This is a genomic window from Ensifer sp. Root278 (genome assembly GCF_001429285.1).
In the GTDB taxonomy this organism is placed as follows: Bacteria; Pseudomonadota; Alphaproteobacteria; order Rhizobiales; family Rhizobiaceae; genus Ensifer.
Genome location: NZ_LMJJ01000044.1, coordinates 40771 through 55163 on the forward strand (window position 1 = coordinate 40771; position 14393 = coordinate 55163).

The window sequence follows — 14393 nt, forward strand, 5'->3', positions numbered from 1 at the left end:
GAAAACAAACACATCCGGCCACCAAAACTTTTGACCTTACTGCTGGCTTGCCCAGCAGGAGATGCCTTTCTTCTTCAGGGCCTTGCAGGCATTGACCGCTGCATTCTGGTCGTCGAAGCCGCCGAAACGGGCGCGATAGACCTGGCCGAAAGCGACAGTGAAGGGCATTGCGTTGCGCAGGGCCTTGCCGCCCTTGTCCTTGGCATTGCCAAGGAGGGTCATGGCCTGATCCTTGTCCGGCGTCGCGCCGATCTGGATTACCCAGCCTTGCGACTGAGCCGGCATCGGTTCAGCCTTTGCGACCTCGACCGGCTCTGCCTTTGCGGTGGCCTCTGCCGTGGTGGCGTCGGCCTTCTTCGGAACGGAGTTGGTGATCTGGGCGTCGACCATGCCGGCGGCAACAGGCTGACGGAGCTTCAGGCTCTGGGCGTCGAGCGTGTTGGGAACGATCTTCGGGGAAAGAACGGGGTTGTCCGACGCGCGCTTGTTGCCGGCATAGGCCATCTGCACGCTGCTCGCGCTTTCGCCGTTGTAGCGGATGCCAGGAACCGGGCCGGTGTTGGGCAGGTCGTGACCGCTGGCAGCGGCCGCGACCACAGGTGTCTCAGCAACGGGCGCTGCGGAAGCGACTTCGGTCTCTTCGGCTGGAACGGGAGTAGGCTTGGTCTCGGCGATCAGATTGCCGTCACCACGGCGCGATGCCGACGGCATGTACTTTGCGACGAGCCGGCGCATCTGCGCATCACGGCTGGCGCCGGAGGTGCCGCCCATGACCACGGCGACGATGCTGCGGCCCTCGAGTTGAGCCGAGGTCACGAGATTGAAGCCCGACGCACGGGTGTAACCGGTCTTGATCCCGTCGACGCCGCGGACATTGCCGAGCAGGCGGTTGTGATTGCCGATCGTCTGCTTGCCGAAACGGAAGCTGCGGGTGGAGAAGTAGTCGTAATACTGCGGAAAATGCTGGCGAAGCGCGAGGCCGAGACGAGCCTGGTCGCGCGCGGTCGTGCGCTGTTCCGGGTCGGGCAGGCCGTTGGCATTGCGATAGGTCGTGCGCGTCATGCCGAGCGCCCGGGCCTTGTTCGTCATCATGCGGGCAAAACGCTGCTCCGAACCGCCGAGATATTCACCGAGCGCCGTCGACGCATCGTTGGCCGAGCGGGTGACGAGCGAAAGGATCGCCTGTTCGACGGTGATCGACTGTCCGGCACGCACACCAAGCTTCGATGGCGGCTCGGCGGAAGCGTTCTTCGAGAAGGGGATGGAGGTGGACTTTGTGATCCGACCGGCTTCGAGCGCTTCGAAGGTCAGATAGAGCGTCATCATCTTGGTGAGAGACGCGGGATAGCGCAGTTCGTCGGCATCCTCGCCGTAAAGAATCTTGCCGGTCTTGGCATCGACGACGATGCCCGAATATTTCGGATTGGCATAGTTCGAGGCGGCGAAGGCCGGTGCGGCAAAGGCGGCCGATGCAATGGCGCCCGCAAGGACGACCCGTCCTACCATCTTTGAAAGAGCACCGAACGGGCGCTTCGCGAGATCAAAAAAACCGGATTGGGACACTACGCTACTCTTTATTCTCATGTCATGGGGTTGTCCGGACGCCGCCTCCGGGAACGACCGTTCTCGAGACAGTATCGGCATAGCGTTACCAATCGGTTTATGATGAATGATTGGTTTCCGGAATCGAACGCATTTGTACAAGGGCGATGCCGGTGTAGCGCAATGGTGCGGCAGGCTGCCTGCACCACACCAGTTAGACGAAATCAGGGCACGAGACGGTTTTTGACGAAGGCGGTGATCGCTTGGTCGATTTCGCGCCACCGCGGCAGCAGTTTGTTGGAGAATCTGTAGAGCACGGCGAGGTCCTTTCCGGCGTGAATGTCGCGCTGGCAATCGGCGCTGGTCGAGATGGATTGTGGGCCGAGGCAGCGCACCACGTAGGGCGCCTGGGTGCTCGTCTCAGCGGTAAAGAACACTTCGCCCGCATAGCTGGATGTCGGCTTGACTGCGTGCTCCGTCAGCCCGGCCGGGCCAGCCGTGGGCGCGCCGTCGAAGACCTGCGAATAGATCGGCTCCAGCCGCCCGGACATGTCGCGCGACATCGTGCTTTGGGAAATCTGCAGGAAAAGGAGGCTTTCGGGTGCGTCGACATTGTTGAAGAGTGCCCGGCTCCGGGCGCTGTAACCTTCGAGCCCCGGCCAGGTCAGGTAGAGATCGACGCGCTCGACGATCGAGGTGGCGCGTTGTGCCTCGAAGCGGATCATGTTGGCCGGCAGGCGCAAGTGATCCTGGCCGATGAAGATGTCGAAAAGCTCGTTGCTCGCGGTGTGGCCGGCAAGGGCGAGGTTTTCGCCGAACCAACGCCCTGCAAATGAGATGGCAGCCGTCAGCGCCGCAAGCACCGCGACCGCTGCCATCACCCGGTAGACGAAGCCGGGCGACAGCAGCGGTCGGAGCTCCGGTTCGTGAATGTCGTTTGAAGAGCTGCTCATCGTTGGGCTGTCCCATCGCGATGGCCGAACCCCGGCGGTCCGTTGTTCGGCTCACGCATTCCCGCGCATCGTAGGATGGACGACGTCGCTTGCCCGACGCTGGTCGAGGATGGTTAATTTTCTGTGAATTCCCCTTCGAGCTGCGAAAGCATGTCGCGCAAAAGTGCGCAGCGGTTTTGCGAAAACGACATGCGAAACATCAAAAACTTAAAGAAAGATCGCGACACGGTTTAGCGCCGGGAATGCCGGTCATAAAAACGGCCGGTTCCGAGGGACGCGGAACCGGCCGAGGCTCGGTCTGGACGGGGATGTTTATGACCGGTGCCCTGGAATGGTGGAGGCTGCTGCGAAAGGCGCGCCGCCTCCGATGTCTTCTGTGCTTACTGCGTCCGTACGCTGCCGACGGCGACGGTGCGGCCGTCCTGGAGCTTGACCCAGCGACCGGAGTGTTCGGTCGATTGGCGCTTGAGGTAGGTGTATTCGGTGTCCGACCACAGCAGCACCTTGTTGCGCATGTTGTCGAGAATGAAGTCGCCACGGTCAGTGCGCACGGTGAGAACGGCATGGCCATCACCGTTCGGTTGCAGAACGACGGTGATCAGGAGGTCCGACGGAGAGAAACCGTTCTCGATCAGTTTGCGACGCTTCAAGAGGACATAGTCTTCACAGTCGCCAACCGTGTCTGGATAGGACCACTTCTCCTCGACGCCATGAATTTCCATGTCGGTCATCGGGGTGACCGCCTGATTGACGTCGTAGTTGACCTCGAGAATCTTCTGCCAGCCTTCGCGCGTCAGCATCATCGGGCCGCGGACCTTACCGTTGGAGGTGCACTCCGACGGATAGATCTTGCAGAACTCGTAGTGACCGATCGGCGGGTTGGTTGCACCGGTGACGACCATGTTGGCCGGAAGCGCCAGCGCCGTTTCGATCAGGCCGCCGGTGAAAAGGACCGCAACCGCGATCATCTTGGTGATTGTCTTGAGCATGATTGTCTCCCCGTTGTGGTTCGACAATGGCACAGACGTTTTTATCGCTCGCGAACTTGCGAACTAAAAACAAGTACAAATGAAAGCAGTATAAGAATAAAACAAGAATAGAATTTGATTTTTATTTAAATCGAATTTGAGTCAAATTTTATCGATTTCTCGACGGAGCGATCTTCCATTCATGTTTCCTTGACGATGTAAGCGATTGTAATCAATAGGCCTATGCCGATCCGCAGAGCGACAGGAGCAGTGGCTGCCGGAAAATCGCGGTCGCGATGCGTCGCGCCAGGGGCGGATGACGTCGATCTTGTCGTCGCTTTTCGACTTCAAATAAGCGTCGCGCCTTGAATTTGTTCGAAAAAATATTTGCGGTCAGAAGTCGCGGTCGGATCGAGATGTACCGAAATGAAGCAGTCGTCGTCAGCGAGGCGATGCCGGTCGCCCAGTCCGCGCGGACAGCGTCGTCGCGGCCCGTGGGGCAGGTCTACTGTGAAAGCCAAGGTTGGTTTCGTGCCGCAGGATCGGGCCAGCGATTGGCTGGTCTGTCGTTGCGCATATCGGGGCGGCCCGCAATCACGCGTAAGAAGTGGCGCGGAGCCTCAGGGGGCTGGTGCGCGATCGGGGTGACAAGGCAACGATCTTGATCGGGGTAGGCCAGTGAGGGTCGCGCGGACACGCCCTTAGAGGAATTCCGTCAATGCTTCGCGCGACTGTACGCCCGAGAACTCGATGGCGCAGCCTTCCTGGAAATGGCGAACGATCTTGCCCTTCATGTTGCCGAGCAGGACCGGGGTGCCGATCGGCGGGCGGTTCTCGATATCGACGGCCGCGCCGGAGAGCGAGAGGTCGATGATGCGGCAAGGGAATTTTTCGCCGGTGTCCAGCGTCAGCTCGGTTGACGTCTTGCGCGGCGCAAGGCGGTCGTGGCGCCGATCCTCGGGCAGACCGAGTTCGTGTTTGTTGGCGATCCAGGTGAGCTGCGCAGCCAACTTCTCGCGCTTGCGTTCGGTGGCGTTGAGCTGAATCACGAAGGCATCGTCGGCGATGCGCGACACGGTGCCTTCAAGGCGGCCGACATGGTCGATATAGGCGATGATGCGCTCACCCGCCCGCGGCCGTGCCGGGGAGGAAAGCAGCACGTCACCCGGCGACATGTCGACGGCGGTGCAATCATATTCGTCGCGATTGGCCAGCATCAGCCGTCCAGCAAGGTTCACGGAAACGCGCTGGAACGCACCTTCGTGATGCGGCTTCGGAGCGGTATTCTGAGCGTGCTGGAATGAGAACATGATGACTCTGCATGACGTATTTTGGCAGGCGGAGTTTAGAACGTTCGGGTTAATAGAATGTTCGTCCTGCGGTTGGTCCGCGTGGCCAACCCGGGACAGCAGCAGCGATCATTCGCGTCGTCCGCCCTCCAGAATGCGAAGATGTCCGACGCGACGGGACTCTCCCAAAAACCCTTCGCCAGCGCGGGATTCTGCACGCGGGGAGACGTGTTCCACCGCCGGCTCTTCGCGAAACACGGCTGTGCGGTCGGGGTCGAGGATTTTCATGCCGGTGACGTCGAGGCCTTCCACCGATGTCGCATGCAACCAGTACGGGCGGGAAAGTGGCGAGAGCGCGCCAAGGATTCGGTCGCTTGCACCCTCGGTTGAGGCGAGCGGCAACAGCAGCATTTCGACCTCGACCTCGCGTGCATCGGCTGTGCGCCCTTTGGCGGACAGCATCACAGGCACCCGGTGCGTCATCACCTGGCCGGCGATGCGCTGCGTCTTGGCAGCCTGCGAGTTCAGCCACAGCATGCCGAATTGTCGCCCGCGCAGTTCAAGGCCGAAGAGTGCGCAGACATGGGTTCCCCCAAGACGAAACGAGATGCCGTTGCGATCACGCTCGAGAATGAACAGGTTGGGCAACAGTGCGCGGATGTCCCCCGGCTCGAGTTCGTCCCGACAGGGAAGGTCGCGCTTGCCGCGAATGGTGTTCCAGTATCGGAAAAGCTCCATGGTCGTCTTGCTGCGCATCTTGCGTTCATTCCATTTCTGCGGCCCGCTTGTGCCGGTCTGGCACATGTTTGGCCGATCATTGCGGTCTTGAGATCAATGGAGCGAAAAGCATGCCAGCTCGAAATTAAGGTTAACGAATGGTTTCGATTGCGCTGGAGCACTGCGACTGGCACTGAAAGACATGACTTCACGAAGCGTTGGCTTCGGCACTTGAACTGGAGCTCGGATCTGAGCTTGGCGACCGTTCAGTTTTTACTGGACGGTCTTTTTTTGTTTGCTTATGGCTGGTCGCCCCAGTCCGGTCCGAATCCCGCGATGTCATGCCATCGCCTCGATCGAATGCGATCGAACGGGCCAATCGATGGAGAAAGCAGCAACCATGGAACGAGATCAGACGGCAACGCCACCGGAGACGGACCGGGACAGCGCCGCCAGTCCGTCACGTGAGCCTGCCTTCAATCTGCCGGCCGGACTTACCGGCATTCTGCTGTTTCTGATCGCCATTCATGCCTTGCGCACCTATGTTCTGGCGCCTGCGATCGATCAGGAGATCATCTTCAACTTCGCCTTTCTGCCGGCGCGCTACGATCATCCCCTGGCCGAGCAGGGGCTCGCCTGGCTCTGGAGCCCCATTACCTATTCGTTCCTGCATGGCAGCTGGGAGCACCTGATCTTCAATATCTTCTGGATGGTCGCTTTCGGTGCGCCGGTCGTGCGCCGCATCGGCATGGGACGGCTTGCGGTATTCTGGTGCCTTTCGGCTGCGGCCGCAGTTGCGCTGCACACGGCATTTCACTGGGGCGAGATGATCGTGGTCGTCGGTGCCTCGGGCGTCGTTTCCGGTTTCATGGGCGCGGCGGCGCGCTTCGTCTTTTCGCCAAGCGGGCGGATCAGCCGGCAATTTGCCCATCTCAACCGGCGGCTGCCCGTCAGTGAGGCGCTGGCAAATCGCTCTGTCGTGATGTTCGCCGGGATCTGGTTCCTCACCAACTTTCTGATCGGGCTCGGCATGTTCACGCCTGGGGGGGCGGGTAGCATCGCCTGGGAAGCGCATATCGGCGGCTTCCTCTTCGGCTTCCTTCTCTTCGGCCTTTTCGACCCCCGCGACTGACGACGTCGAAAGATCGGCGGACGGCGCTTGTGAGCGCTTGATTTCCCCGGAGCGCTGGCGCACCATTTGTTACGGTCGCCGATTGTCGAAAGGCTAGGCGGCCCGTGAAGGCCGGGTATAGAAAGCCCGTCCGCGTCTGAGGAGCACGCGGGCAGGCGATCATAAGCGGCCAGGGTACAGGTTCCATCGCCCGACCGTACCGCACGAGAGACGGCTGGACCTTGCCCTGCCGACCCGGAGTTGTCGCAACGGGAGATGTGCGCATGTCAGTAAAAGCAATACTCGATGAAAAGGGTCGCAACGTCGTAACGGTCGGCCCGCAGATGACAGTCCAACAGGCTGCCATTCTCTTGCGTGACAATCATATCGGTGCGGTCATCATCGTCGATGCGGATGATCAGATCGCAGGCATCCTCACCGAGCGCGACATCGTCGCAGCGATCGCCAAGCAGGGAGCGACCTGTCTCGAAAGGTCGGTCGCGGCCGTCATGTGGCAAAATGTCTACTGCTGCACCGAGGAAATGTCCGTTCAGGCCCTGATGGAAATGATGAGCAAGCTCAGGGCCCGCCACCTGCCGGTCGAAAAAAATGGCCAGCTCGCCGGCATTGTTTCGATCGGCGACGTGATCAAACACCACATCCGTGCGATCGAGCACGAGACCGAGCAGATCAAGGCCTATATCGCCGGCTAAATGCTTTGCCCTGTTCGTGCCTACTGCATGTCTCCTTAAATCGACCTCGATTTAAGGACAAAGACATGCAGAAAATCAAAGTGCTGCAGCGACCTTTGCGTGTCTGATAAGGCGCGCGGCGCTGTAGCGATCGGGCGGCAAGGTCTTATGGCGCGATGCGGCCTGCTCGCGGTTCGCGACGCATTCCCCGTAATGGGACAACGACCCCGCGCACAATCGCTGCGCGGATAACCCGCAACAGATCGACGGAAGATCGCTCGTCAGCGCACGAGGGCGTCCTGCATCCGGCGGATCTCCACGAGCTTGGCCTTCGCTTCGTGGTAGCCTCGGTCGATCGCCTCACCTGCACGGTGAAACTCCGATAGGCCGATATCGTTGAGCTTGGGGTGCAAAGCCAGGTCCGGAGGGTCGCCGGCAAGACGAGCACGGGAAATACGATCCTGGATGATGTTGAAGGCCTGAACCATCACGCCGGTCATGCCGAGGCGGGAGTGAAGGGTCGCTTCCTTTTCCTGCGCCGGGGCATCCGGCGTCCCCATGCCGGCGCTGTGTTTGACGACGGCTGAGCGGCCATAGAGCTCGTAGTTGAGGTTCACGGCGACGACGAGCTGCTGCTCGTGAGCGCGGCAGACAGAGACCGGGACGGGGTTGACGAGCGCGCCGTCGATGAGCGTGCGTCCGTTCGCCTTGATCGGCTCGAAGATGCCGGGCAAGGCGTAGGAAGCGCGGATCGCGGTGATGAGCGATCCTTTTTCGAGCCAAACCTCATGCCCACTATGCACTTCGGTCGCAACGGCAATGAATGGCCTGTCGAGGCTTTCGATGCTAAGTCCCTGCAGATGCTCCTGCATGCGCTTGGTCAGCCTCAGTCCGCCAAAGAGACCGCCGCCGCCAATAGCGAAATCGAGCAGTCCCGCAATCCGCCGGACGGTGAGGGAGCGTGCGAAGGTCTCGAGTTCGTCGAGCTTGCCGGCAAGATAGCAACCGCCGACGAGCGCGCCGATCGAGGTGCCCGCAATCATGCCAACTTCGATGCCTTCTTCGTCGAGCGCTCGCAGCACGCCGATATGGGCCCAGCCGCGCGCGGCGCCGCCCCCAAGGGCAATTGCGATCTTCGGTCTCTGCGGAGGTGTCGCAGGTTCTGGTGGTGTTGTTGAAATCGATGTGCCGTCCGGGCCGGACAGATCTGCAATCTGGTTGCTACGCGTAAAAGTCCAATTCAACATCCGGCACCTCCAACACCGCCGAATACTCCGCAGCGCGACACGTCGATGAAGATGCGCGAAGGTCGCTGTGGTAATTCACGACTGACTTAACTTTCAGGGATCGGATTCGATCCTGAAGGAACGCAATTTCTTGCACGCGTCCTGGGGAGGCTCCGCCAAGCCGGCGCAGGTGCCGGCCTCGTCCTGTCCATTGCTGAAAGACTGGCACCGTTCTTAGGTATATCACCGATCCCGTCGCCGATTGCGGCAGGATCGATAAACATTGGATACAGTTTGCAATACAGCCGGGAACGTTGCCGTTCCCTCGTAGCGCCGCATCCTTGCCAAAGGATTAGGCGCTCGCTTGGTTTCCAAAAGATAAATATAGCATGTGCCCGCACCAAAAAGATGCGCGATGCTTAATTTTTATCATAGATTTCTGCGGGGTCGAAGTGCCTATGGTCGTCGGTGATTTCGACCATGGCCTTGCCGTTTTCGGCGCCGACCATGCGGTAGAAGCAGGACCGGCGGCCGGTATGGCAGGTGGCGTCGTGACCGGCGACGGACACTTTCAACCAGATCGCATCCTGGTCGCAATCGGTGCGGATCTCCTTGACCGTCTGCAGGTTGCCGGAGCTTTCGCCCTTCTTCCAGAGGCTCTTGCGCGAACGGCTGTAATAGTGCGCGACACCCGTCTCGATCGTCAAAGCCAGGGCCTCGGCGTTCATGTGGGCGACCATCAAAAGCTCACCGTCCCGCGCATCCGTGACGACAGCCGTGATCAGCCCCTTTTCATCGAAGCGCGGGGTGAAGGCCGGACCGGTTTCCAGTTCAGCCTTGTTGGAGGAGGGAGCGTCGAAGGTGAGCGTCATGGAAAGGCTCCGTCTGTCGGAGCCTTACTTGAAGCCCCTGAGCATCGTCATGAACCGGGCCTGTTCAGCCGGTTCCGTCTGGAACGTACCCGTAAATGTGGTGGTTAGCGTTGTCGAGCCTTGCTTCTGCACGCCACGCATCGCCATGCACATATGTTCGGCTTCGATCATCACCGCGACGCCGCGCGGGGCAAGCGTTTCGTCGATCGCCTTGGCGATCTGCGCCGTCATCGATTCCTGCGTCTGCAGCCGGCGGCCATAGATATCGACCACCCGGGCGATCTTGGAAAGGCCGAGCACGCGGCCATTCGGCAGATAGGCGACATGCGCCTTGCCGATGATCGGCACCATGTGATGCTCGCAATGCGAATAGAACGGGATGTCCTTGACGAGTACCATGTCGTCGTAGCCGGCGACTTCCTCGAAGGTCCGTCCGAGTACGTCTTCGGCAGCGAGATCATAGCCGCTGAAAAGCTCGCGGTAGGACTTGGCGACGCGCGCCGGCGTGTCCAGCAGCCCTTCGCGTTCCGGGTCTTCACCGGCCCAGCGCAGGAGAACGCGCACGGCTTCCTCGGCCTCCTTCTGGGTCGGGCGGCCGCTCGCATCGTCGAGCACGGGAAAATTCTTCACTATGGCGTCCATAATGGCCTCTTTTAGCAATACGGGATTGCTTGACGTTTTATCTTTCGGACAACTCGCCACTGGCCATTCGCCTAACCCTGCAGGCTTGGGTTCCGTCGGCGGGCTCCGGGGCTTTCCGGTCCTGGCTTAGCAGTGCACTGGACCTTCCGGCACGGTTTCCCAAACAACAGGCGACATTGTTCCTCTTGCGGAACTGTCGCCCCAACACGACATAGCATATAGTATGGTGCCACAGAGATGAAAGAGGCGGAGCGTGTCGCGTCGTGCTTTTTTCCTGCCTACCGGAGAAAATCATGCGTCGATCACTCAAAACCGCGAAAAATCAGCCGGATCGCGTCAAATGATGGATGACATCTACAACAGCCGAATTCTCGAATTTGCCGGCAATATTCCGCGCATCGGAACGATTGCCGACGCCGACGCGGACGCGACCGCGCACTCGAAGCTCTGTGGTTCGAAAGTGCATATCTGGCTGAAGATGGACGGCGACGTGGTCACCGATTTTGCCCATGACGTGAAGGCCTGCGCGCTCGGCCAAGCCTCGTCCTCGATCATGGCGCGCCATGTCGTCGGCGCCGGCGCGGAAGAAATCCGACAGGCGCGCGCGGACATGCTTGCCATGTTGAAGGCGGACGGCGAGGGCCCATCCGGGCGCTTCGAGGATATGCGCTTCCTGCGTCCGGTGAAGGATTACAAGGCGCGTCACGCGTCGACGATGCTGACCTTTGATGCCGTCGTCGATGCCATCGAGCAGATCGAGGCCAAGCGACTGCTCGCGGCCGTCTGACATGTGCGGCGAACCGAATTGTCGGCATACGCCGGACAACGGTGCGAAGCCTGCAGTGCGTGGCCGAAACTGGGATGGTCCGTTTCGCAAGACGCCAGGGCGGCTGATCGGGATGACGCTGATCCGCGTCTATCAGCTCACGCTTTCGAGCTTCATCGGCAATTCGTGCCGGCACCTGCCGACCTGTTCGGAATACGGCTATGAGGCAATCGCCCGCCATGGCTTCTGGGCCGGAGGGTGGATGACGCTGTTTCGCGTGGCGCGCTGCGGCCCGGGCGGGACGCACGGCTTCGATCCGGTGCCGGAGCGGCTTGAAGCTCGCCTGACCTGGTACGCGCCGTGGCGCTACTGGCGGCCGCGGCCGAAGGCTGGATGACCCCCATGACCATGCCGATGGAATACCGTCAGGCCTCCGCGGATTTCGAGCGTTTCATCGTCGACGCGCGCGACCTTGCCGGGCTGCAGACGACGAACCAGGCCTACACGATGGTGCAGGCCGTGCTGCAGACGTTTCGCCGGCGGCTGGAGCTGGAGGATGCCATCCTGTTCGCGGATGTCTTGCCGCCGGTGCTACGCGCGATCTTCGTGGCTGAATGGGACCTCGAAGAACCGAGGGTCCCGTTTTCGGGCCGCATCGCCATGACCCGCGAGGTGCAGTCGCTGCGGCCGGATCACAATATTTCCCCCGACAGCGCCATTGCCGACGTGGCTGGCGCCTTGCGTCGCAACCTCGATGAGGTGAAGCTCGACCGGGTTCTTGCCCGGCTTCCGGCAGGCGCTGCCGATTTCTGGCGAGCCTGAAGGGAGGGTGGATGAACAGCTACGTTGCCTTGCTTTACAGCATTGTTCTTGGTGCCGGGCGACGTGTCGTGATGGTCGATCTCAGAGAGATGGCCGAAGGCCTCGGCTATCGCTCGCCGCGAACCCTGGTTGCGACAGGCAATCTCGTGTTCGAGACCGGACAAACGTCCATCGGCGACTTAGAATCGCCGCTTGAGAAGGCCTTCTCCGAGACATTCGGTCGGCATGTCGACATCATTGTTCGTTCCGGTGCCGGTTGGCTGAAGCTCGCGGCATCCAATCCATTTCACGACGAAGGCGAAGAGGATGCCACGCGCGTGCATGTCCGCGTGATGCGCGACCCGCTCACCGAACCCGCGCTCGAAGGACTTCAGCGTTACTGCGTCGCTGGGGAACGTCTGGCAATCGTTGACGGCGATCTCTGGGTGCATTTTCCCGGCAAGGCCAGCAAATCGAAACTGCTGGGTGCAATGACGACCAAGCGTTTGGGCATCGGGACGTTTCGCAACTGGAACACCGTCAAGGGGCTCGCCGAGATGCTGCGCGGCTAGGCTCTGTCGCAGCCTTCGCCTTTACTCACTTTCGAAAACCCTTTATCAGGCTACGGCGTGTTTTCCTGGGTCGTCTCGGCCTAGGGCAAAACATGCGGCAATCCAAAGCACTACAGCGACCTTTGCGCGTCTGACGGATGCGACGCTGTATCGTCAATTCACCGGTCGTTTCCGGTCAACCATACCACCCGCATTCGTTGGCGGGACTGGATAGGAGATCATCATGTCGAATCCTGTTTCCCTTACATTTCCAGATGGCTCGGTGCGCGAATATCCTTTCGGCACGACCGGCCGCGACGTGGCAGAATCGATTTCGAAATCGCTCGCCAAGAAGGCGGTCGCGATTGCGCTCGACGACGAGCTGCGCGACCTGTCCGATCCGGTGACCAATGGCCGGCTCGAGATCGTCGTGCGCGACGACAAGCGTTCGCTTGAGCTTATCCGTCACGATGCCGCACACGTGATGGCCGAGGCCGTGCAGGAACTGTGGCCGGGAACGCAGGTGACTATCGGTCCGGTCATCGACAATGGCTTCTACTACGACTTCGCCCGCAACGAGCCCTTCACGCCGGATGATCTGCCGCTCATCGAAAAGCGGATGAAGGAGATCATCGCCCGCAACAAGCCTTTCACCAAGGAAGTCTGGTCGCGCGAAAAGGCACGGCAGGTCTTTGCCGACAAGGGCGAGGCCTACAAGGTCGAGCTCGTCGATGCGATCCCCGAGGGACAGGATCTCAAGATCTATTACCAGGGCGACTGGTTCGATCTTTGCCGCGGTCCGCACATGGCCTCGACCGGTCAAATCGGCACCGCCTTCAAGCTGATGAAGGTGGCCGGCGCCTATTGGCGCGGCGACAGCAACAACGCGATGCTGACCCGCATCTACGGCACCGCCTGGCACACCCAGGAAGAGCTGGACCAGTATCTCCACGTGCTCGCCGAGGCCGAGAAGCGCGATCACCGCCGCCTTGGCCGCGAAATGGACCTGTTCCATTTCCAGGAAGAGGGTCCGGGCGTCGTCTTCTGGCACGGCAAGGGCTGGCGCATGTTCCAGACGCTGACGGCCTATATGCGCCGTCGGCTTGCGAACACCTACCAGGAAGTCAATGCGCCGCAGGTGCTCGACAAGTCGCTGTGGGAAACCTCGGGTCACTGGGGTTGGTACCGCGACAACATGTTCAAGGTGACGGTTGCCGGCGATGAAACCGACGACGATCGCGTCTTCGCGCTGAAGCCGATGAACTGCCCGGGCCATATCCAGATCTTCAAGCATGGCCTGAAGTCCTACCGCGAGCTTCCGGTTCGCCTGGCCGAATTCGGCAACGTTCACCGCTACGAGCCCTCCGGTGCTCTACACGGCCTGATGCGCGTGCGCGGCTTTACCCAGGACGATGCCCACGTCTTCTGCACCGACGAGCAGATGGCGGCTGAATGCCTGCGCATCAACGACCTCATCCTCTCGGTCTACGAGGACTTCGGCTTCAAGGAAGTGGTGGTCAAACTCTCCACCCGTCCGGACAAGCGCGTCGGCTCCGACGAGCTGTGGGATCGCGCCGAAAGCGTGATGATGGACGTGTTGAAGACGATCGAGGCGCAGTCGGAAGGCCGCATCAAGACTGGCATCCTGCCGGGCGAGGGCGCTTTCTACGGTCCGAAGTTCGAATACACGCTGAAGGACGCGATCGGCCGCGAATGGCAGTGCGGCACGACCCAGGTCGACTTCAACCTGCCAGAGCGGTTCGGTGCCTTCTATATCGACAAGGAATCGGAAAAGCGCCAGCCGGTGATGATCCACCGCGCCATCTGCGGTTCGATGGAGCGCTTCCTCGGGATCTTGATCGAGAACTTCGCCGGCCACATGCCGCTTTGGGTTTCGCCGCTGCAAGTGGTGGTCGCAACGATCACCTCGGAAGCCGACGACTATGGTCGCGAGGTTGCCGAGCTCCTGCGTGACGCCGGCCTCACCGTCGAGACCGACTTCCGCAACGAGAAGATCAACTACAAGGTCCGCGAACATTCGGTGACCAAGGTTCCGGTCATCGTCGTTTGCGGCAAGCGCGAAGCCGAAGAGCGTTCGGTCAACATCCGCCGTCTCGGCTCCCAGGCCCAGACCGCGATGTCGCTCGACGAGGCAATTTCCTCGCTCGCCTTCGAGGCGATGGCGCCGGATCTCAAGCGCAAGGCGGAAAAGAAAGCCCGGGGTTGAACCCCCGGGCACTTGCTTTGTCAGCAAACTGTCATA

The 14393-nt window shown here is 60.6% G+C and carries 15 protein-coding genes; 7 read left to right on the forward strand and 8 right to left on the reverse strand.

Annotated features, from left to right (window positions below; genetic code table 11):
* Positions 1-36 precede the first annotated feature (36 nt).
* From ASE60_RS31875 to ASE60_RS31895, 5 genes are all read right to left on the reverse strand, one after another.
* Positions 37-1584, reverse strand: coding sequence for an SPOR domain-containing protein (locus ASE60_RS31875; RefSeq protein WP_057255612.1), 1548 nt, complete (start codon positions 1582-1584; stop codon positions 37-39).
* 182 nt (positions 1585-1766) lie between these two features.
* Entirely contained in the window at positions 1767-2495 is a 729-nt protein-coding gene (locus ASE60_RS31880) for a hypothetical protein (protein ID WP_057255613.1), read from the reverse strand.
* 380 nt (positions 2496-2875) lie between these two features.
* Positions 2876-3484 (reverse strand): transglutaminase-like cysteine peptidase, encoded by a 609-nt coding sequence (locus ASE60_RS31885; RefSeq protein ID WP_057255614.1) that lies wholly within the window; start codon positions 3482-3484, stop codon positions 2876-2878.
* Between the two features lie 680 nt (positions 3485-4164).
* On the reverse strand, positions 4165-4773 hold the full coding sequence (locus ASE60_RS31890; RefSeq protein WP_057255615.1) for a PilZ domain-containing protein: 609 nt from the start codon (positions 4771-4773) through the stop codon (positions 4165-4167).
* Positions 4774-4881: 108 nt separating this feature from the next.
* Positions 4882-5508, reverse strand: coding sequence for a PAS domain-containing protein (locus ASE60_RS31895; protein ID WP_063891421.1), 627 nt, complete (start codon positions 5506-5508; stop codon positions 4882-4884).
* A gap of 361 nt (positions 5509-5869) precedes the next feature.
* Here ASE60_RS31895 and ASE60_RS31900 point away from each other — a divergent pair, with 361 nt between their 5' ends.
* Both ASE60_RS31900 and ASE60_RS31905 read left to right on the forward strand, forming a co-directional pair.
* Positions 5870-6601 (forward strand): rhomboid family intramembrane serine protease, encoded by a 732-nt coding sequence (locus tag ASE60_RS31900; RefSeq protein ID WP_057255617.1) that lies wholly within the window; start codon positions 5870-5872, stop codon positions 6599-6601.
* Positions 6602-6864: 263 nt separating this feature from the next.
* The gene (locus ASE60_RS31905; RefSeq protein ID WP_057255618.1) at positions 6865-7293 is read left to right on the forward strand and encodes a CBS domain-containing protein; all 429 of its coding nucleotides are present in this window, start codon (positions 6865-6867) and stop codon (positions 7291-7293) included.
* Positions 7294-7553: 260 nt separating this feature from the next.
* On the opposite strand, the gene ASE60_RS31910 is transcribed toward ASE60_RS31905, so the two are convergent.
* From ASE60_RS31910 to folE, 3 genes are all read right to left on the reverse strand, one after another.
* Positions 7554-8519, reverse strand: coding sequence for a patatin-like phospholipase family protein (locus ASE60_RS31910; protein WP_057255619.1), 966 nt, complete (start codon positions 8517-8519; stop codon positions 7554-7556).
* Positions 8520-8917: 398 nt separating this feature from the next.
* Complete coding sequence (gene hisI, locus ASE60_RS31915; protein WP_057255620.1) at positions 8918-9370, reverse strand: phosphoribosyl-AMP cyclohydrolase; 453 nt, start codon at positions 9368-9370, stop codon at positions 8918-8920.
* Positions 9371-9394: 24 nt separating this feature from the next.
* The gene (folE, locus tag ASE60_RS31920) at positions 9395-10012 is read right to left on the reverse strand and encodes a GTP cyclohydrolase I FolE (protein WP_057255621.1); all 618 of its coding nucleotides are present in this window, start codon (positions 10010-10012) and stop codon (positions 9395-9397) included.
* A gap of 340 nt (positions 10013-10352) precedes the next feature.
* Here folE and ASE60_RS31925 point away from each other — a divergent pair, with 340 nt between their 5' ends.
* The 5 genes from ASE60_RS31925 to thrS all read left to right on the forward strand — a co-directional run bounded on the left by ASE60_RS31925 (position 10353) and on the right by thrS (position 14357).
* A complete protein-coding gene (locus tag ASE60_RS31925) occupies positions 10353-10799 on the forward strand; it encodes an iron-sulfur cluster assembly scaffold protein (RefSeq protein ID WP_057255622.1) in 447 nt (148 codons plus the stop codon).
* A gap of 1 nt (position 10800) precedes the next feature.
* Positions 10801-11175 carry a membrane protein insertion efficiency factor YidD gene (gene yidD / locus ASE60_RS31930; RefSeq protein WP_057255623.1) on the forward strand — a complete coding sequence of 125 codons (375 nt, stop codon included), beginning with the start codon at positions 10801-10803 and terminating at the stop codon, positions 11173-11175.
* A complete protein-coding gene (locus tag ASE60_RS31935) occupies positions 11172-11600 on the forward strand; it encodes a DUF2267 domain-containing protein (protein ID WP_057255624.1) in 429 nt (142 codons plus the stop codon). The genes yidD and ASE60_RS31935 overlap by 4 nt, the downstream gene beginning before the upstream one ends.
* A gap of 11 nt (positions 11601-11611) precedes the next feature.
* A complete protein-coding gene (locus ASE60_RS31940) occupies positions 11612-12151 on the forward strand; it encodes a DUF1697 domain-containing protein (RefSeq protein WP_057255625.1) in 540 nt (179 codons plus the stop codon).
* A gap of 223 nt (positions 12152-12374) precedes the next feature.
* The gene (gene thrS, locus ASE60_RS31945) at positions 12375-14357 is read left to right on the forward strand and encodes a threonine--tRNA ligase (protein ID WP_057255626.1); all 1983 of its coding nucleotides are present in this window, start codon (positions 12375-12377) and stop codon (positions 14355-14357) included.
* Positions 14358-14393: the final 36 nt, after the last annotated feature.

Coding starts and splice junctions, on each gene's coding strand:
- ASE60_RS31900 (WP_057255617.1), top strand. CDS start 5,870: ATGGAACGAGATCAGACGGCAACGCCACCGGAGACGGACCGGGACAGC.
- folE (WP_057255621.1), bottom strand. CDS start 10,012: ATGGACGCCATAGTGAAGAATTTTCCCGTGCTCGACGATGCGAGCGGC.
- ASE60_RS31910 (WP_057255619.1), bottom strand. CDS start 8,519: ATGTTGAATTGGACTTTTACGCGTAGCAACCAGATTGCAGATCTGTCC.
- ASE60_RS31875 (WP_057255612.1), bottom strand. CDS start 1,584: ATGAGAATAAAGAGTAGCGTAGTGTCCCAATCCGGTTTTTTTGATCTC.
- ASE60_RS31895 (WP_063891421.1), bottom strand. CDS start 5,508: ATGCGCAGCAAGACGACCATGGAGCTTTTCCGATACTGGAACACCATT.
- yidD (WP_057255623.1), top strand. CDS start 10,801: ATGTGCGGCGAACCGAATTGTCGGCATACGCCGGACAACGGTGCGAAG.
- ASE60_RS31880 (WP_057255613.1), bottom strand. CDS start 2,495: ATGAGCAGCTCTTCAAACGACATTCACGAACCGGAGCTCCGACCGCTG.
- ASE60_RS31890 (WP_057255615.1), bottom strand. CDS start 4,773: ATGTTCTCATTCCAGCACGCTCAGAATACCGCTCCGAAGCCGCATCAC.
- ASE60_RS31940 (WP_057255625.1), top strand. CDS start 11,612: ATGAACAGCTACGTTGCCTTGCTTTACAGCATTGTTCTTGGTGCCGGG.
- ASE60_RS31935 (WP_057255624.1), top strand. CDS start 11,172: ATGACCCCCATGACCATGCCGATGGAATACCGTCAGGCCTCCGCGGAT.
- ASE60_RS31885 (WP_057255614.1), bottom strand. CDS start 3,484: ATGCTCAAGACAATCACCAAGATGATCGCGGTTGCGGTCCTTTTCACC.
- thrS (WP_057255626.1), top strand. CDS start 12,375: ATGTCGAATCCTGTTTCCCTTACATTTCCAGATGGCTCGGTGCGCGAA.
- ASE60_RS31905 (WP_057255618.1), top strand. CDS start 6,865: ATGTCAGTAAAAGCAATACTCGATGAAAAGGGTCGCAACGTCGTAACG.
- hisI (WP_057255620.1), bottom strand. CDS start 9,370: ATGACGCTCACCTTCGACGCTCCCTCCTCCAACAAGGCTGAACTGGAA.
- ASE60_RS31925 (WP_057255622.1), top strand. CDS start 10,353: ATGATGGATGACATCTACAACAGCCGAATTCTCGAATTTGCCGGCAAT.